This is a genomic window from Actinoplanes teichomyceticus ATCC 31121, from assembly GCF_003711105.1.
GTDB classification, from domain to species: Bacteria; Actinomycetota; Actinomycetes; order Mycobacteriales; family Micromonosporaceae; genus Actinoplanes; species Actinoplanes teichomyceticus.
The window spans coordinates 1,533,677-1,551,339 of record NZ_CP023865.1 but is presented as its reverse complement, the minus strand read 5'-3'; the positions used below and the strand labels follow the sequence as shown (position 1 = coordinate 1,551,339).

Below are 17,663 nucleotides of genomic sequence, written 5' to 3'. Positions count from 1 at the left end.
GGGCGAAACGTTGAAGAAAGTTTCCTGATCGAGGAAGCTAAACGTCTCGCCCGGAGCGGTCAATGGCGCCGATCTATCGCAGATGCGCCGTCTCGTTGACCGAGCGCACCGCGATGTTGCCGTCCGGCCACACATCCATCGTGGACACCCCGGCGGCGTCCAGGAACAGCCGGTGCAGGAACGCGTCCCCGGCGGCCAGCGCGTCCCGCAGGATCAGCTTGATCGGCGAGACGTGCGAGACCAGCACGACGACCTGACCCGGGTAACCCTGCAGGATCTTCGCCATCGCCCCGCGCACCCGCTTCGCGACCGCCTGGAACGACTCGCCCTGCGGCGGCGCCACACCGGTCGACTCCAGCCACGCCGACATCTCCCGCGGCCAGCCCTCCTGCACCTCGGCGAAGGTCTTGCCCTCCCACACGCCGAAATCGCACTCGATCAGGTCGTCCATCACCGTCACCGGGACGCCACCCACCTCGGCCGCGATCAGCTCGGCGGTACGCACACAGCGCGCCAGCGGCGAGGACAGCACCGCCCCGACGTCCCGGGACAGCCCGGCCACCCGGCCGGCCGCCGCCATCGCCTGGGCCTCGCCCTCGTCGGTCAGCGGCACGTCGCCGCGCCCGGAGTAGCGGCCCTGCGCGGTCATCGCGGTCGCGCCGTGCCGGACCAGGATCAGCCGGGTGGCGTTGTCCAGCGACGGGGGCGCCCAGGAGCGCGGCTTCGGCGCCGGAGCGGCCGGCTGCGGCTCCCGCGCCGCCTTCCCGGCGGCCTCGTCCATCGCCCGGTTGGCCAGGGCGTCCGCGGCCCGGTTCCGCTCCCGGGGGATCCAGCCGTAGGTGACCTCCCGGAACGTGGCGACCAGCCCGGCCGCCTCGGCGGCGAGCGGCCGCAGCCCCGGGTTCTTGATCTGCCAGCGGCCGGCCATCTGCTCGATCACCAGCTTGGAGTCCATCCGCACGTCGACCCGGGTGGCGCCCAGCTCGGCGGCGGCGCGCAAGCCGGCGATCAGGCCGGAGTACTCGGCGACGTTGTTCGTGGCGGTGCCCAGACCGGCGTAGCGCTCCAGCAGCACCTCGCCGCTGGCCGCGTCCCGCACCACCGCGCCGTAGCCGGCCGGGCCGGGGTTGCCGCGGGACCCGCCGTCCGCCTCGACGACCACCCGCAGGTCACCGCTCACAGCCCGGACTCCGCGGTACGCACCATGATCCGGCGGCACTCCTCGCAGCGCACCACCTCGTCGGCCGGGGCGGCCTTCACCCGGGCCAGGTCCGCGCCGTACAGCTCGATCCGGCAGGCGCCGCAGCGACCGGCGTGGACCAGCGCCGCGCCCATCCCGGTCTCGGTGCGGATCTTGTCGTACAGGGTGACCAGATCGGCCGGCAGGTCCGCGGCGAGCGGGCCGCGCGACGCCGACTTGAACTCCTGCTCCTTGGCGATCTCCGCGTACGTCTCGTCACGCCGCCGCTCGGCGTCGCCGCGCCGCCGCACCGCCGCGCCGATCCGGTCCTGCACGTCGGCCAGCGCCGCCGCCGCGGTCTCCCGCTGCTCCATCAGCTCCAGCTCGGCGTCCTCGAGCTCGGACTGCCGCCGGTTCAGGGTGGCCAGCTCGTGCTGCAGGCCCTCGATCTCCTTCAGCGCGCCCCCGGCGTCGAGCCGCTTCTGGTCCCGCTCCTTGCGCTGCCGGACCTGCTCGATGTCCTTCTCGAACCGGGAGATGTCGCGGTCCAGGTCGTCGACGGTGACCTGGGCACGGACCCGCTCGTCCTCCAGCGCGGAGATCTCCCGGGCCACCGCCTCGATCTCGGCGAGCTCGGGCAGGCTCTTGCGGCGGTGCGCGAGCTGGGCCAGGGCGGTGTCGACGGCCTGCAGGTCGAGCAGGCGACGCTGGGCTTCCGGGGCAGCCTTCACGAGTGGTTCTCCTTCTGCGCAGAAGCGGCATGAACGGTCCAGGGGTCGGTGTCCAGGTCGGACACCACCACATCGACGGGGAACTCCGCGCCCAGCCAGGCTGCCACGTCGTCCAGCCAGGGCCGCTCGGTCGCCCAGTGGGCGGCGTCGAGCAGCGCCGGGCCGCCGTTGGCGAGATGCTCGCTGACCGGGTGATGCCGCAGGTCCGCGCAAAGATACGCGTCGACCCCGGCATGTGCCGCGTCGGCCAGGAAGGAGTCACCGGCGCCACCGGAGACGGCGACCGTGCGGATCTGCCGCCCCGGGTCGCCGGCCGCACGCACCCCGGCCGCGGTGGCCGGCAGCCGCTCCGCCACCAGGGCGGCGAACCCCGCCAGGGTGAGCGGCTGCGCCAGGGTGCCGATCCGGCCCACGCCACGGCCCTCGCCGGCGGCCGCGCCCTCGGCCGGCACCAGCGGGCGCAGCCCGGTCAGGCCGAGCCGGGCGGCGAGCGCGTCGGAGACACCCGGATTGGCGACGTCCGCGTTGGTGTGCGCGGTGTAGAGCGCCACCTCGGCACGGATCAGCCGGTGCACGATCCGCCCCTTGAAGGTGTCCGGGGCGATCGACGACACCGGCTTCAACAGCAGCGGGTGGTGCGCGACGATCAGGTCGGCGCCGATCGCGAGAGCCTGGTCGACGGTCTCCGGCACGCAGTCGACGACGCACAGGACCCGGGTCACGGCGCGCTCGAACTCACCGAGGACCAGACCGACCCGGTCCCACGACTCCGCCCAGTTCCGGGGATAACGCGCGTCGAGGGCGTCGACCACCTGACGAACGGTCGGTACAGCGGCAGGCTCCGTCACGACCGCAAACTCTATACGTCTAGGAAACCGCTCCCGGCTCGACTCGGCTGCCCGCCGGGATCGGGTCGCTGACCGCCTGCAGCGCACGCCGCCACGGGAACTGGCCGCGGAACCGGTCGGTCTGGCCCGGGGCGCCCAGCCGGCACACGTCCTCGCCGTAGAGCACGTGCACACCCCAGTCGCGTAGCTTCGCCAGGCTCTCGTGCAGCGCGGGATGCAACGCCATGATCTTGTTGGTGTACGGGACCACCGCGGTCGGCACGCCGTAGCCGTACCCCTCGACCAGCAGGCCGAGCACCAGCGTGTCGGTGATGCCGGCGGCCCACTTGTTCACGGTGTTGACGGTGGCCGGCGCGACGATCATCGCGTCCGCCGGCGGCAGCACGTCCGGGTCACCGGGACTCTTGTAGAAGGTTCGTACCGGATGTCCGGTCTGTTCCTGCAGGGCCGCCACGTCGACGAACTTGCGGCCGTCGGGGGTGGTGATCACACATACCTCCCAGCCGTCCCGCTGCGCCATGCCGACGAGGATCCCGACGTCCCGGGCCATCGGCGAACCACACACGAGGACGTACAGCACACCGGGTGAGGGGTTACCCGTCATCACGCGCGGACCCACCTCATACGCCGACTCCCATCTGTTCGGCCAGCTCCGCGATCGGAGCCGGTGGCGTGCCCCGGGTCCGCCGGAGCACGTCGGAAAGGACCTCGTGGGCGAGCGGGCGGCAGCGGATCTCCGAGGGGGCGAGCCGGTCGCCCTCCAGCAGCATCTCGCCGGCCTTCTCCACGTCGCCGACCTGGGTGTAGCCGCGGGCGATGTCCAGGAAGTGGTGCGCCCGCCGTTCCGGGAGCAGGGCGTTGAACCCCGCCATGTCCATGCTCTCGTGGGTCTCCACCGCTGTCCGGCCGTCGCCGAGCTCCACCGCGGTGGCGCACCGGTGCAGCTGCACGTTGGTCGGCCCGAACGACGTCCAGTAGTGGTTGAAGTCGCCGCCCAGCTGGCGGGACGCCTGGTCGGCGCCGCTGAGCAGGTCGCGCACGGTGGCGCTGTCCCCGATCCGGGAGGCCGCCATCGCGCCGTTGAGCAGCAGCATCCCGTACACCGAGAGCCGTTCGCCGTCCGGCCGTTCCAGGCCGGGCGCGAGCCGGTTGGCGATGTTGACGTTGACCTCGAGGGCCGGGCGGACCCGGCCCAGCGCGAGCAGCGCGCTGCCCACGCGGTAGCTGGCCAGACCGGCCAGCAGCTGGTCGCCGGCCCGCTGGGAGACCGCGATCGACCGGTCCGCGGCCAGCCAGGACAGCTCGTGCTCGCCGACCTTGCGCAGCGCCGACGAGGCGATCTGGTAGACCTGCCCGAGCAGGTGCGCGGCCCGGGCCGCCTGGTCGCTGTTGGCGTGCGCGCTGTCCGCCGCCTGGGCGTCGCGCAGCAGCTTGGGCAGGGCGCGGGCCAGGGCGCCGTACTTCGCGTGCTGGTAGGTGAGCCACGCGTGGCTGACCGCCTTGTGCATCTCGGCCAGCGGCGGCGACTGCGGCACCGCCTGGAAGAACGCGCTCATCTGGTCGTACCGCTCCAGCGCCGCCCGGATCTGGTCGACCTCGACCTGGTCGATGCAGTTCTGGGTCTCCGGTTTGCGCTCCACCTCCTTGCCCAGCAACAGCTGGACATCGACCTGGAGCACGTCCGCGATGTCGTACACCACGGAGAACTTGTCGAGCCGGCGGACCCCCCGCTCCACCTTGTCGACCCAGCTCTTGCTCTTGCCCAGCCGGTCAGCGAAGACCTGCTGGGACATCCTGCGCCTGCCCCGCCAGTAGGCGACGCGGCGGCCGATCGGCAGCTCGTCCACGGTGCCTCCCCCACTCACCCGGCGGTCCATCCGCCGGTGAGCCTCCGGTGACCAGCAGTGTGAACCGCTCACGTGCGCACAGATCGCACAGCGTGTGTGATCGCCTGCTCACCGATGCTCGTAGTTTTGATGTGCAAGTTGCAAAGGGTGGATCTGCCCGTCCCAACGACACTCGTCGCGCCGGGATACGGCCGTCCCACCGGTCTTGACGGCAGCAGACCCGGATCCGGGGGGAATTGGGCTATGCAGTGGAGCAACCGTCAGCCGTTCGTCCGACCTTCGCTTTTCGATCGTCTCGACCGGGTCCGCCTGCGCCGGGCCGCGCGGGCGTACGCCGGGCACGGCTGGGCGGTGGCGCCCGGCTCCTACCTGACCGGGCTCCGGTTCGAGTGCGGGCGTCCCGGATGCTCGATCACCGGTTGCCATCCGGCGGTTGAGTCCCTCGCCGAGTCGGCCACCGCCGATCCCGGCCGGGTGGCCGGGTGGTGGCGGCGCCGGCCGCACAACGTCCTGCTGCCCACCGGCGACGCCTTCGACGTGCTGGAGGTGCCGGCCGCGCTGGGCCGTCCGGTCACCGACTCGCCCGCCGGCGCTGCCGGGCCGGTCGCGGTCACCGCGGCCGGGCGCTGGATGTTCCTGGTCCGGCCCGGCTGTCCGCTGCGGGACGAACTCGACCTGCGCCTGGACGTGGTGCGCCACGGCCGCGGCTCATGGATCCCGGCCCCGCCGAGCCGGATGGCCGAGGGACCGGTGCGGTGGGCGGTCCCGCCCACCGCGGTGGACTGGGCCCTGCCCGACCCGGAACGGGTGCAGGAGATGCTCGCCGGCACCGCGCGCCGGGCGCGCCGGACACCCGTCGTGCCGCGTCAGCTCTCCACCGAACGTCGCGCGGCCTGACCTCGCGACGCCCGCCGGGCACCGGCCACGCCGCGACGGCTGCGCCCCGCACACCGAGCGGCCCGGCTGCGGAACGCCCGCCGAGCACCGGCCACGCCGCGACGGCTCCGGGCCCGGCGGCGGCAGAGCGCCCTTCCCGGCCGCCACGTCGTCACCGGCGGCCGGGTCCCGGGTATGGGCACGAGAACACATGTCATCCGACAAGGTATCCCGGACCGCCGCACGGGGCGAGTCACCCGGCGGGGTGACGTGGATGAGTGAAAAGGTCAGGCCGCGAGATCGCGGTAGGCGGCGATCACCACTTCGGTACGCTCGGCCAGCTCCGGGGCGCTGTCCGCGGCGGGGACGCCGCCGACCCGGGCGAGCGCCCGCTCGGCGTCCCGCGCGGTCGCGGCCACCTGTCGTTCCCGGATGAAGCTCTCCCCGGCCCGGGCCGCGGCCTCGATCGAGCGCAGGATGCGGTCGGCCGCCGCGCCGGTCTCCCGCCACAGCCGGTCGGCCCGCTCCCGCTGGGTGTCCGCGGCGATCCGGGCCGGGCTGTCCGCCGGGATGTCGGCGTCCCGGGTGGCGTCCAGACCGGCCCGCACCCGGCGCAGCTCCTGCCGCCGGGCCAGCAGGGTGGCCAGCTCGTCCAGCGCCCGGGTCAGCGACCGGTCGGCGAGCGGCGCGTCGATCATGCCGGACAGCGCCGGCCAGGTCCGGCGTACCCGGTGCGACGCGGTCAGCGCCCGCGCGAACGCCTGCCGCTCCGGGGCGCTCCACAGCACCCGGGACCCCGGGTCGCGCGGCGCCGCGAACACCGCGGGCCGGGCGGCCCGGGCCTGCCACCGCCAGAACCGCACGAGCAGGGCGACGCTCACCGCCGCCGGCAGCCACCAGGTGAGTCCGGCGGCGGCGACCAGGGCGGAGGCCAGCAGCAGCGCGAGGGCGAGACGTCCGGCGTGGACCAGGCGAACCTCCCGGGTACGCCCGGTGGGCCGCCGGGGCACGGCTTCGACCACCGATCCGGTACGCCGGGAGCGCGCTCGCCCGGTGCGGGTGCGTACCCGGTACGCGGAAACCACGACCTTCTCCGGATCGGTGCCGATGTGCAGGTCCGCGTTCACGGCTGGTTCTCCGTCCCCGATCCGTCCGGGCGGGCCCGAACCGCCAGGGGGAAACCGGCCGGACCCGCCCACTGCGGTCATCCCCGCAGGTACCACTAGCGATCGGGAACCGGCCGGGCGACTTGAGCCACGGCCGGTTGCGGAGCCGTTGCGCTACCGTCGCCGGGTGGACGCGGTGGACCTGGTGTTGCGCAAGTACGACGGCCGGCCGCACCGCCGGGTCACCGGGCGGCTGCTCGGCGAGGACGAGTTCGGCACCTGGATCGGCACCCCGCGAGGCACCACGGTGCGCTTCAGCTACGGCCTGCGGCGGATCTCCTGGACCGGCTCGGACTCGGTCCGGCTGATCCCACGGGACCGCTGGTGGCTGGCGATGTTCTCGGCCGAGCCGAGCCGGTCGGAGATCTACTGCGACGTGAGCACCCCGGCCCGGCGTACCGGTCCGCGCGAATTCACGGTGATCGACCTGGACATCGACCTGATCCGGTTCCGTGCCGACGGCCGGGTGGTGATCGACGACGAGGACGAGTTCGCCGAGCACCGGGTCCACTTCGGATATCCCGACGACGTGGTCGCCGGGGCGACCGGCGCGGCCGCCGAACTGCACGCGGCCCTGACCGGCGGGGCCGAGCCGTTCGCCGGGCACTACCGCGGGTGGCTCGCCCGGGTCGGCCGGCCGGCCCGGCGCTGGTCCCCGTTCCGCTGACCGGACGCGTCGCGCGACCGGGCGCCCGCGGCGTCGTGCCGGCGCGTTGTCCGGGCACGACGCCGCGAGCGGTCCCGCGGCGCCGTGCCGGCGCGTTGTCCGGGCACGACGCCGCGAGCGGTCCCACGGCGCCGCGCCGTCAGGTCAGATGGGCACCCCCATCTGCTCGGCCAGCTCGGCGATCGGTCCCGGCACGGGTGAGGTGTTCCGGGTCCGGCGGAGCACCTCGGAGAGCACCTCCTGGGCGAGCGGGCGCTCGTGCGCCGGGTGCGGCCCGTGTCCGGGCTCGGCCCCGAGCAGCCCGGGAGCGGGCTGCTCGGAGACGCCGGTCCAGGCCACCCAGCTCTTGCCGATCGGGTCGCCGGGCGGCTGCGAGGCTCCGGACTCGGTGACCGTGTGCCAGTTGGCGTGCTGGGCGGCGTCGACCACCCATCCGCCGCACTTCGGACAGGTGTGTCCGGTGGGGCCGGTCAGCGCGACGGCGGCGGCCGGCCCGGCTGCCGGGATCGTCTCCACCGGGATGGGGGCGGTGGCCCGGGACGCGCTCGGCTTCCGGTGGCGGTACGTGTCCGCGGCGATCCACAGCGGCAGCCACTCCTGCATGACCAGCGCCTGGGGCACCTTGAGCTCGGTGCCGAGCTTCCGGACCAGGGCCCACGCCGGAGCCATCTTGCCGTTGAACACCTTGGACAGGGTCGCCTTGCTGTAACCGACGAGCCCGCCCAGGGTTTCCAGGGAGAGCTTTCCGTTCTGCTGGTAAGCGAACCGGATCCGTTCGGCCAGCTCGGCTCCGGCGGTCTCGCCGTTGATCAGCTTGGCCTTCATCCGGGCCAGCTCGTGCTCCCGAGCCGCGGCGGCCCGCTCGGCGCGCGGAGTCGTCGCGGTGACGGGAGAGCGCGGCGCCGTCTCCAGAGCAGCCGCGGCGGCGGCCCGGGACACCCGCGCCTCCATCATGTGCACCTCGGCGTAGAGCTGCCGGGCGCGCTCCTCCAACGCCTGCACACGCTGCTCGCGGAGGCGCAGCTGCGCCTCCTTCTCCCGCGCGTCGCTGAGCCGCTGCGTGACGCTGTCGAGCATGTGCTGGAAGTGCGCGGTGACCTCGGCATGCTCGGGCGGGGACAGAAGCTCCTCGTCGTCGCGCCCGGCCCGGCGGCGCCGGCCGGCGGACGGGCGGGCGTCGTCGGCGCCGGAACCGGCCGTCATCGATTCACATCCTGGACGAACGAGATGGCGCCGGGCAGCGGGACGTCGTCGACCACCCAGCGCGCCACGCTGGCGGCGACCAGCCCCAGGCCGAGCAGCGCGAGCAGCACCGACTCCAGGTCGCTCCCGGTCGCCAGCAGCGCGGCGCCGACGAAGGCCACGACGACGAAGATGACGACACGGCGCCGGCCGCGCCGATCGCCCACGCCCGGGGACGGATCATTCTGCTGGTAAGGCGGGGTGACACTACGCGACATACAGATCTCCACTCTGGTAATTGACCCTGGGCCACAACTGCAGAAACAGGAAATACGGGGGACAGCACGGAAACTCCTGCTGGTGGACAGGAGGCCTCAGCGCCGCCCGACATTCTGCCCCAGAGGACCGACGGAAACCAACACAGGCGGTTGCCCGATGAAGATCGGGAAACCTGACATGATCAACAGGAGACAGCGCAGGCAACTCCGCCCCGGGCGCCCCACGCGGAGAACCGCACGAGCGCTTTCCGGCCTTCGAAGAATGCGGGAAATCCGTAACGAATAAGGGGCCGACGCGAGCGCCAACGGCACCGCATCGACCCCTTATCGACTTCCCCGAAAACTGCCACCACAGCCAATTTCGGGGCTTTCTCCGAATCGGCCCAGGGTCAACCAGACGCGAGATCGGATGAGGATGTCGTGCAGAAATCCTCGTTTTGAGCGTACCCGACGGTAGGTTGCGCCGCCAGATGACCATGACACCCCGCAGGCAACTAGCGCCAGTCACCTACGCGGCGCTAACGAGAGACTGCGGGTGCGTGCCGTGCCCGCGCCACACTTAGGAAACTTGCGAAACGCCGCCTTCCGGGTCACCCCCGCCGAGCAGGACAGCAATAAACAGTATGATCATCCCGCAATGAAACGGCGCGAAACAGGGGGCAACAAAAATAAAATTGACATGCGTCACACAGTGCTTACTGTCGTCCTTTCGCACTACGCCGGTTCACCTGAACACCCGACCCCGTAGAAGCGATACCGGCCCACTCTACAATTCTTCACGAGCTGGAGCCGGGACAACGGATCACGGGTTCGCCGGTAGTCATTTGACCACCGATGACAAACCCGCAGGTGAGCCCTGCTCGCATTCCGCCGGGCCCAGAACCGGCCTCATATGAATGCGGCGAACCAAACAACTCCGAAGAACTGGCGTTCGATCTTAAAGGTAAAGCGACTCCCACCGCCGACCAGGAAAGCGAGCGGCACCGCATCCGGCTGAACCAGTCCCACAGCACCAAGCCAGCTAGTACGACAATCTACCTAAATCGGTCATATCACCTGCCAGCCGGTTCTCCACGGCACCGTTTCACGGCACAGTTTCACCCGTTGAACGGGATGGCCGCCCCGGCGTGTCGCAGCCGGAGAACCTCCCGGGCGGCGTGGCCCATCCTCGTGAATGATCGAGTCGTCATCGGGTGCACGACTGCGGCCCAGAAACGTCGTCAGTTGGTCGGCACGAGCGGCCACCAGGTCACCGCGGCCCGCCAGCCGCCCCGGTCCCGCCCACCACCGCGGCCCGGAGCAGCGCAAGACCCCTGGGCGCGAGCCGCCACCCGCTCACGGGAAGCAGGCCGGCCGCACGAACCACAGGCACCGCGGACTCCGCCGCCCCGTCACGGAAGCCGCTCGAATGTCCGCACCTGCGGGGACAACATCTCGTCCGGCCAGAGCGGCGCGTACTCGCGGGAAAGACCCCCGCACGCGCGGGGGTCTTCCGAGCGGTGGCTTTCTGGGCTGGTCCCAGATGGTGATGACGACCCGCTACCAGCGCCTCGCGCCAGAACTGGTCAGCGGCATCACCGAGCAGGTCGCCTGCCCGCTGTGGAAGAGCAACTAAGGCCGGAAATGAGACCGGAGCGGACGGCCGACCGGATCGGTGTCCGCTCCGGTGCTGTTCACGGTGGTGGGCGCGGTAGGTTTCGAACCTACGACCCCTCGCTTGTAAGGCGAGTGCTCTCCCACTGAGCTACGCGCCCGGCTCGGCTGTGCCGGAGTGGTCATCCTACCCTGCCCGCGATCGCCGCCCGGAGGCACCGCACACCGGGCAGCGGAGCCCACCCGGGAGGAATCGCTCCTTCCGGAGAGGCCCCGGACCGAAAGAACGGAACCGTGGCGACCCCGATGGCGCCACCCGGAAGCGACGCAGCGAGAACCGAACGGCACGAACAGGGCAGACTGAGCCGCCGCGACGGCGCGACCGCCCCGGAGCATCGCGGAGCCGGGATGGGACCGGGATGGACCGGCGTGGATCAGGCCTCGACGGCGGCGAGCGCCGCCCGCCACGCGCTCTGGTCCCGGGACTCCCCCGGCCCCGCCATCTCGGCGAACCGGATCGTTCCGGCCCGGTCCACCAGGAACGTGCCCCGGTTGGCGAAGCCGCTGTCCTCGTTGAAGACGCCGTACGCCCGCGCCACCTCGCCGTGCGGCCAGAAGTCGGCGAGCAGCGGGAACGCGAAGCCCTCCTGCTCGGCCCAGACCTTGTGGCTGTACACCGAGTCGACGCTGAGGGTGAGCACCTGCACCCGGTCGTTGGCGTACCCGTCGAGGTTCTGCTGGATCTCGGTGAGCTCGCCGTGGCAGCGCCGGCTGAACGCGAGGGGGTAGAAGACCAGCAGCACAGCCTTGCGCCCGCGGAAGTTCCCGAGGCGTACCTCTTGGTTGTTCTGGTCTTTGAGCAGGAAATCCGGCGCCGGCCGGCCTACCTCGATCGGCATCCGCCCAGCCTAGCCACGCCGATCGGCCGGCGTCCGGGAGGGACGCCGACCTGCGCTGAGGGGGTGGGTGAGCTACTTCTTCTTGGCGCCCCGCGGGGAGACGAGCCGGGCCCCGGTCCAGTCCTTGCCGGCGTTCACCGTCGAGGTCTGCTGCAGGCCGGCGGTGGGCGCCGACTCGCTGATCTCGCTCGGCTCGACGTGTCCGTCGCGCCCGGCCTTCGGGGTCAGCAACCACACCACGCCGTTGTCGGCGAGGGGGCCAAGAGCATCGGTGAGCAGCTCGAACAGATCACCGTCACCGTCGCGGTACCACAACAGCACCGCGTCGACGACCTCGTCGGTGTCCTCGTCGACCAGCTCACCGACGCGTTCGGTCAGGGCGTCACGGAGATCCTCGTCGACATCGTCGTCGTATCCCATCTCCATGACCACCATGTTCGGCTCGAAGCCGAACCGGTCCGCCAGGCTACGTACGCCGTCGGCCTGACCCGCGGTCGCGCTCACTGTCCAAATCCTCCTAGCCGTGAAAATGCACCCGGAACCAGCTGTAAAAATTCATCGGAACCTGGGGGTAGTCCACACACTCCGGGCCTCGGGCGCAAGTGGCGCACCGAGTGTGTGGCAATTTACCGCGCCAGCAGGGCGTGGGCACCCTGTGTGATGGCATCTTCTCCCACCAGTACGTGCTGGGCGGCCGGACCCAGGGGAACGGGTGCGTCGGCGGCGGCCACCCGGCGCGCGGACCCGACGAACGCCCCGTCGACCAGCGCCGCGAGCACGCCCTCGCCGACCCCGCCGGAGCGACGGGTCTCGTCGACGATCAGCACCCGGCCGGTCGCCGCGGCCTCGCGTACCAGGTCGGCCACGGGGAGCGGGCTCAGCCAGCGCAGATCGACCACCCGCGTGCCGTATCCGTCGGCGGCCAGCCGGGCCGCCACTCGAAGGGACATCCGCACCCCGCCACCGTACGTGACGATGGTCAGGTCCTGCGCCGTGCCCAGGGTGTAGATGCGGGCCCGACCGATCGGGGCGTGCTGACCGGCCCACCGGTCCGGGGACGGATAGGGCGCCAGCCACTCGTTGTCGCCTTGCTGATAGAGGTCCCTCGTCTGGTACAGCGACGCCGGTTCCAGGAAGACGCAGACGCTGCCGTCCACCTCGGCGGCGGCCAGGCAGGTGCGCAGCATCGGGGCGGCGTCCTCGGCGCGGGCCGGGGCGGCGACGACCAGGCCGGGCACGTCGCGCAGCACCGCGACCGAGTTGTCGTTGGCCAGGTGCCCGCCGAGCCCGTACGCGTCGGCGAGCGCCGGGACGCGCAGCACCAGGGGGTTGCGGTAGCGGCCCGAGGACAGGAACGACATGGTCGCCGCCTCGGCCCGCAGCTGGTCCTCGCCACCGTGCAGACCGGCCAGGCCGGGCAGTTCGGCGACCGGGAGCAGGCCGGCCAGCCCGGCGCCCAGGGCCAGCCCGATCACCCCGGTGGCGTCGGCCGGGGTGTCGAAGACCCGGTCGCCGCCGCGCTCGCGCAGCCCGGCGGTGACCCCGTGCCGGCCGCCCCGGGTGGTCGCCGGGCCGAAGACGAGCAGCCCGGGCCGGGCGGCCAGGGCGTCGGTGAGGGTGGCGTTGACGGTCTGCGCGAGCGTCATCGGGCCGGCCTGTTCGGGCAGCCGCCCGCCGAAGACCCGGGCCCGCCCGGCCGCGCCCGGCCCGGTGGCCCGGCTCGCGGCCTCGGCGATCGCGTGCGCGACCCGCAGCGGCCGGCGCGGGGCCAGGGCGGCGACGATCTCCCCGACGGTGGCCAGTTTCGGCTCGCCGAGCACCTCCTCGGCGGCCTTGCGGACCTGCCAGCCGACCTCGTCGTAGCGGGTGATGACCTCGTCCGGGCCGAGCAGTCCGGCTTCGACGAGCAGCCGGGCGGCGCCGACCAGCGGGTCGCGGTCCAGGTCGGCGCCCGGGTCCGGATCGCCCGGGTGGCCCAGCAGGCGCACCGTGCCCAGGTGCAGCACGGCGGGGCGGCGCTCGCGGCGGACGTACTCCACCGCCGCGGTGGCGGCGTCGTGGACGGCGGCCAGGTCGCATCCGTCGGCGTACGCGTAACGCAGCCCCGGGCGCCCGCGCAGCACCGCCGCGGCCCAGCTGTCCGCGGCGGCCCCGCCGGGCGCGTCCTCCTCGCACACCAGCAGCAGCGGGACCGGCTGGCCGGCCCGGTCGTGCCAGCCGGCCGCGTGCAGGGCGGCGGCCGCGCCGGGCTGGGCGGTGTCGTCCGCGGCGAAGGTGGCCGCCACGATCGCGTCGGAGGGCCAGCGCGGGTCCGGCGCGCGGCCCAGGCCGTACGCCAGGCCGACCGCCCTCGGCAGGTGGCCCGCCGCCGCGGAGACCACCGGGACCAGATGCAGCCCGGCGTTGCCGAACACCCGGTCGCGCCCGCCGCTGATCGGGTCCCGGACCGACGCCACCACCCCGCGCAGCACGTCCCGGGCGGCCTCCTCCAGCCGCCGGGCCGGGTCGCCGCCGGACGGCTCGGCCCGGTACGCCGCCCGGACGCAGTAGAACGCCGCGGCCCGGTCGTGCGGCAGGGCCGGGTCGTCGCCGCGCAGCACGGCGGCGACCGCGGCATTGCCCTCGTGGCCGGCCGAGGCGACGGTGTGGAAGCCCTCGTTGAAGCTGCGCAGCCAGCGCGCGGCGAGGTCGAGGTGGCGGGTGGTGAGCTGGGCGTCGAAGAGTTCCAGGGCGCGGGCGCCGGTCAGCGTGACGCCGTCACGGACCGGGTCGCCGGGCGCCCGTGGGTGCTCCGGAGGCCGCAGGGCCGAGACCGCATCGCGGAACCGCTCGTCGAGGTTTTGCGGGGTGGTCACGAAGCCAGCATTACGGACCCGGGCGAGCGCTGCCACCCGCCGGATTCCGATCACACCTGTCGATCTTCCGACGCGGCCGGGCCGGGCGGTGGTGCGATATCGGCATGGTCGGGGATCGACACGGTCCGGCGCGGCGCCGCCGCACACCCGGCGCCCGCCGCGTCCCGGCCGGCGCGGCGGCTGCCTGCCCGGCGCCGGAACGGTGCGCATAGGCTCGCCGGATGCGCACCGAAGTGATCACCGTACGGACCGGGAGCTCGCCGGCCGTCGTCGACATCACCGCCGAGGCGGAACGCTTCCTCGGCGAGCACGCGAGCGGCGCGGACGGGCTGCTGCACGTGTTCGTGCCGCACGCGACCGCCGGGCTGGCGGTGATCGAGACCGGCGCCGGCTCGGACGAGGACCTGCTGACCGCGATCGGCGACCTGCTGCCGGCGCAGGACCGGTGGGTGCACCGGCACGGCTCGCGCGGGCACGGCCGGGACCACGTGCTGCCGGCCTGGATCCCGCCGTACGCGAGCCTGCCGGTGTTCGGCGGGCGCATCGCGTTCGGCACCTGGCAGTCGGTCTGCCTGGTGGATCCCAACGGCGACAACCCGGTTCGCCAGGTCCGTTTCTCGTTCCTCACCGGGTGACACCCGAAGTTACTGGTCAGTACGTGTGTCGCGCATCGCTGCCCCGACCGTTAGGCGTGACGACGCCCACCGTTAAGGGGCAGGATGGAGACCTCCGGGCGATACGCCACCTGGATCGCACCGGTTCCGACACTCAACCAAGAGGATTGCCTGTGGCCACGGAGCGCAAGCGCCCGGTGATCAGCGATGGCCTGCCGAGCCAGCTTCCGGACATCGACCCTTCGGAAACAAACGAATGGATCGAGTCCCTCGACGGAGTCATCGACGAGCGGGGCGCCAAACGAGCCCGGTACGTTATGTTGCGCCTGCTGGAGCGCGCCCGTGAACGACAGGTGGGCGTTCCGCCACTGACGTCCACCGACTACATCAACACGATCCCGCCGGAGCGGGAGCCGTGGTTCCCGGGGGACGAGTTCGTCGAGCGGCGGATCCGGGCGTACATCCGGTGGAACGCCGCCATGCTGGTGCACCGCGCGCAGCGTCCCGAGATCGGCGTCGGAGGCCACATCTCGTCGTACGCGTCCAGCGCCAGCCTCTACGAGGTGGGCATGAACCACTTCTTCCGGGGCAAGGACCACCCGGGCGGCGGCGATCAGATCTTCTTCCAGGGCCACGCGTCCCCGGGCATGTACGCCCGGGCGTACCTGGAGGGCCGGCTGAGCACCGACCAGCTCGACGGCTTCCGGCAGGAGCTGAGCCACCCGGGCGGCGGTCTGCCGTCGTACCCGCACCCGCGGTTGATGCCGAACTTCTGGGAGTTCCCGACCGTCAGCATGGGCCTGGGCCCGATGAACGCGATCTACCAGGCGCGGTACAACCGCTACCTGCACAACCGCGGCATCAAGGACACCAGCCAGCAGAACGTCTGGGCGTTCCTCGGCGACGGCGAGATGGACGAGGTCGAGTCGCTCGGCGCGATCGGCCTGGCGGCCCGCGAGGAGCTCGACAACCTCACCTTCGTGGTCAACTGCAACCTGCAGCGGCTCGACGGTCCGGTGCGCGGCAACGGCAAGGTCATCCAGGAGCTGGAGTCCTTCTTCCGCGGCGCCGGGTGGAACGTCATCAAGGTGGTCTGGGGCCGCGAGTGGGACCCGCTGCTGGCCGCGGACACCGACGGCGCGCTGGTCAACCTGATGAACGTCACGCCGGACGGCGACTACCAGACCTACAAGGGCGAGTCCGGGGCGTACGTCCGCGAGCACTTCTTCGGCCGTGACCCGCGCACCCGCAAGCTCGTCGAGGGCATGACCGACGACGAGATCTGGAACCTCAAGCGCGGCGGTCACGACTACCGCAAGCTCTACGCGGCGTACAAGGCGGCCGTGGAGCACACCGGTCAGCCGACGGTGATCCTCGCCAAGACGATCAAGGGCTGGACGCTGGGCTCGCACTTCGAGGCCCGCAACGCCACCCACCAGATGAAGAAGCTGACCCTGGAGGACCTCAAGGGCTTCCGGGACCGGCTCTACCTCGACATCAGCGACAAGCAGCTCGAGGAGAACCCGTACCTCCCGCCGTACTACCACCCCGGCGAGAAGTCCGACGAATACCAGTACATGCAGGAGCGCCGCCGCGAGCTGGGCGGTTACGTGCCGTCCCGGCGCACCAAGGCCAAGTCGCTGGCGATCCCGGACTCAAAGGTGTTCGGCGACATCAAGCGCGGCAGCGGCAAGCAGAAGGTCGCCACCACGATGGCCTTCGTCCGCCTGCTCAAGGACCTCATGAAGGACAAGGAGTTCGGCGCCCGGTGGGTGCCGATCATCCCGGACGAGGCCCGCACCTTCGGCATGGACTCGCTCTTCCCGACGAAGAAGATCTACTCGCCGCACGGCCAGACGTACACCTCGGTGGACCGGGAGCTGTTCCTGTCCTACAAGGAGGCCACGACCGGCCAGATCCTGCACGAGGGCATCAACGAGGCGGGTTCGACGGCGAGCTTCATCGCGGCCGGCACGTCGTACGCGACGCACGACGAGCCGATGATCCCGCTCTACATCTTCTACTCGATGTTCGGCTTCCAGCGCACCGCCGACGAGCTGTGGGCGGCCGCCGACCAGATGACGCGCGGCTTCCTGCTCGGCGCCACCGCCGGGCGCACCACGCTCAACGGTGAGGGCCTGCAGCACGAGGACGGGCACTCGCTGCTGATCGCGGCGACCAACCCGGCCGTGGTGGCGTACGATCCGGCGTTCGCGTTCGAGATCGCGCACATCATCGAGAACGGCCTGCACCGGATGTACGGCGAGAAGCAGGAGAACATCTTCTACTACCTCACCATCTACAACGAGCCGGCCGTCCAGCCCGCCGAGCCCGCGGACGTCGACGTGGAGGGCCTGCTCAAGGGCATCTACCGGTTCTCCGAGGGCCCCGCGCTGGACGGCCCGAAGGCGCAGATCCTGGCGTCCGGCACCGGTATGCGCTGGGCGCTCAAGGCGCAGGAGCTGCTCGCCCAGGACTGGGGCGTGAGCGCCGACGTCTGGTCGGTCACCTCGTGGACCGAGCTGCGCCGGGACGCGATCGAGGCCGAGGAGCACAACCTGCTGCACCCGAGCGACCAGCCGCGCAAGCCGTACATCCAGCAGAAGCTGGAGGCGGCACAGGGTCCGTCGGTGGCGGTCAGCGACTGGATGCGGGCGGTGCCCGACCTGATCGCCCGCTGGGTGCCGAACGGTTACACCTCGCTGGGCACCGACGGGTTCGGTATGAGCGACACCCGGCACGCGCTGCGCCGCCACTTCCATGTGGACGGCGAGTCGGTCGCCGTGGCCACGCTGCGCGAGCTCGCGCTGCGCGGCAAGGTGCCGGCGCACGTCCCGGCCGAGGCCGCCAAGAAGTACGCGATCGACGACGTCAACGCGGCTCCGGTCGGCGAGACCGGCGGCGACAGCTAGGTCGGCGCACGCCGG

Annotated in this window: 15 protein-coding genes and 1 tRNA gene; 4 read left to right on the top strand and 12 right to left on the bottom strand. The window is 72.0% G+C overall.

Annotation, left to right across the window (positions count from 1 at the left end):
• Window positions 1-73 precede the first annotated feature (73 nt).
• Genes ACTEI_RS07125 through ACTEI_RS07105 form a run of 5 tightly spaced genes read right to left on the bottom strand, consistent with a single transcriptional unit; the run spans window position 74 to window position 4,606 of the window.
• Window positions 74-1,180 (bottom strand): bifunctional RNase H/acid phosphatase, encoded by a 1,107-nt coding sequence (locus ACTEI_RS07125; protein ID WP_122976909.1) that lies wholly within the window; start codon window positions 1,178-1,180, stop codon window positions 74-76.
• Window positions 1,177-1,911, bottom strand: a complete 735-nt coding sequence (locus tag ACTEI_RS07120; protein WP_122976908.1) for a zinc ribbon domain-containing protein — start codon at window positions 1,909-1,911, stop codon at window positions 1,177-1,179. The genes ACTEI_RS07125 and ACTEI_RS07120 overlap by 4 nt, the downstream gene beginning before the upstream one ends.
• Window positions 1,908-2,759, bottom strand: a complete 852-nt coding sequence (locus ACTEI_RS07115) for a Nif3-like dinuclear metal center hexameric protein (RefSeq protein WP_122976907.1) — start codon at window positions 2,757-2,759, stop codon at window positions 1,908-1,910. The genes ACTEI_RS07120 and ACTEI_RS07115 overlap by 4 nt, the downstream gene beginning before the upstream one ends.
• Before the next feature lie 19 nt (window positions 2,760-2,778).
• A complete protein-coding gene (locus ACTEI_RS07110) occupies window positions 2,779-3,363 on the bottom strand; it encodes a flavoprotein (protein WP_122981969.1) in 585 nt (194 codons plus the stop codon).
• 16 nt (window positions 3,364-3,379) lie between these two features.
• On the bottom strand, window positions 3,380-4,606 hold the full coding sequence (locus tag ACTEI_RS07105; protein WP_122981968.1) for a helix-turn-helix domain-containing protein: 1,227 nt from the start codon (window positions 4,604-4,606) through the stop codon (window positions 3,380-3,382).
• Window positions 4,607-4,849: 243 nt separating this feature from the next.
• Between ACTEI_RS07105 and ACTEI_RS07100 the strand changes: the two genes are divergently transcribed.
• Entirely contained in the window at window positions 4,850-5,503 is a 654-nt protein-coding gene (locus tag ACTEI_RS07100) for a bifunctional DNA primase/polymerase (RefSeq protein ID WP_122976906.1), read from the top strand.
• A 266-nt stretch (window positions 5,504-5,769) separates the two neighbouring features.
• Here ACTEI_RS07100 and ACTEI_RS07095 read toward each other — a convergent pair whose 3' ends face one another.
• Window positions 5,770-6,609: a hypothetical protein gene (locus ACTEI_RS07095; RefSeq protein ID WP_122976905.1), complete on the bottom strand. Its 840-nt coding sequence runs from the start codon at window positions 6,607-6,609 to the stop codon at window positions 5,770-5,772.
• Between the two features lie 166 nt (window positions 6,610-6,775).
• Here ACTEI_RS07095 and ACTEI_RS07090 point away from each other — a divergent pair, with 166 nt between their 5' ends.
• On the top strand, window positions 6,776-7,315 hold the full coding sequence (locus ACTEI_RS07090) for a ribonuclease FAU-1 family protein (protein WP_122976904.1): 540 nt from the start codon (window positions 6,776-6,778) through the stop codon (window positions 7,313-7,315).
• A 144-nt stretch (window positions 7,316-7,459) separates the two neighbouring features.
• Here the strand turns inward: ACTEI_RS07090 and ACTEI_RS07085 are convergent, their stop codons facing one another.
• The 6 genes from ACTEI_RS07085 to ACTEI_RS07060 form a co-directional block, all read right to left on the bottom strand.
• On the bottom strand, window positions 7,460-8,518 hold the full coding sequence (locus ACTEI_RS07085; protein WP_122976903.1) for a helix-turn-helix domain-containing protein: 1,059 nt from the start codon (window positions 8,516-8,518) through the stop codon (window positions 7,460-7,462).
• Window positions 8,515-8,775, bottom strand: a complete 261-nt coding sequence (locus tag ACTEI_RS07080) for a hypothetical protein (RefSeq protein WP_145830817.1) — start codon at window positions 8,773-8,775, stop codon at window positions 8,515-8,517. Before ACTEI_RS07080 ends, ACTEI_RS07085 begins: the two co-directional genes overlap by 4 nt.
• 1,679 nt (window positions 8,776-10,454) lie before the next feature.
• Window positions 10,455-10,529, bottom strand: a tRNA-Val gene (locus ACTEI_RS07075).
• 273 nt (window positions 10,530-10,802) lie between these two features.
• Window positions 10,803-11,267, bottom strand: coding sequence for a peroxiredoxin (locus ACTEI_RS07070; RefSeq protein ID WP_122976901.1), 465 nt, complete (start codon window positions 11,265-11,267; stop codon window positions 10,803-10,805).
• A 72-nt stretch (window positions 11,268-11,339) separates the two neighbouring features.
• Window positions 11,340-11,771, bottom strand: coding sequence for a DUF3052 domain-containing protein (locus ACTEI_RS07065; protein ID WP_020516653.1), 432 nt, complete (start codon window positions 11,769-11,771; stop codon window positions 11,340-11,342).
• Between the two features lie 122 nt (window positions 11,772-11,893).
• Complete coding sequence (locus ACTEI_RS07060) at window positions 11,894-14,122, bottom strand: transketolase C-terminal domain-containing protein (protein ID WP_239082226.1); 2,229 nt, start codon at window positions 14,120-14,122, stop codon at window positions 11,894-11,896.
• 221 nt (window positions 14,123-14,343) lie between these two features.
• Between ACTEI_RS07060 and ACTEI_RS07055 the strand changes: the two genes are divergently transcribed.
• Window positions 14,344-14,757 (top strand): YjbQ family protein, encoded by a 414-nt coding sequence (locus ACTEI_RS07055; RefSeq protein ID WP_122976899.1) that lies wholly within the window; start codon window positions 14,344-14,346, stop codon window positions 14,755-14,757.
• 152 nt (window positions 14,758-14,909) lie between these two features.
• Window positions 14,910-17,648 (top strand): pyruvate dehydrogenase (acetyl-transferring), homodimeric type, encoded by a 2,739-nt coding sequence (gene aceE / locus ACTEI_RS07050; protein WP_122976898.1) that lies wholly within the window; start codon window positions 14,910-14,912, stop codon window positions 17,646-17,648.
• Window positions 17,649-17,663 lie beyond the last annotated feature (15 nt).

Bases quoted from the DNA above. Each gene is read 5' to 3' on its own strand.
- ACTEI_RS07085 (WP_122976903.1), bottom strand. From the start codon at position 8,518: ATGACGGCCGGTTCCGGCGCCGACGACGCCCGCCCGTCCGCCGGCCGG.
- ACTEI_RS07100 (WP_122976906.1), top strand. From the start codon at position 4,850: ATGCAGTGGAGCAACCGTCAGCCGTTCGTCCGACCTTCGCTTTTCGAT.
- ACTEI_RS07070 (WP_122976901.1), bottom strand. From the start codon at position 11,267: ATGCCGATCGAGGTAGGCCGGCCGGCGCCGGATTTCCTGCTCAAAGAC.
- ACTEI_RS07055 (WP_122976899.1), top strand. From the start codon at position 14,344: ATGCGCACCGAAGTGATCACCGTACGGACCGGGAGCTCGCCGGCCGTC.
- ACTEI_RS07110 (WP_122981969.1), bottom strand. From the start codon at position 3,363: ATGACGGGTAACCCCTCACCCGGTGTGCTGTACGTCCTCGTGTGTGGT.
- ACTEI_RS07080 (WP_145830817.1), bottom strand. From the start codon at position 8,775: ATGTCGCGTAGTGTCACCCCGCCTTACCAGCAGAATGATCCGTCCCCG.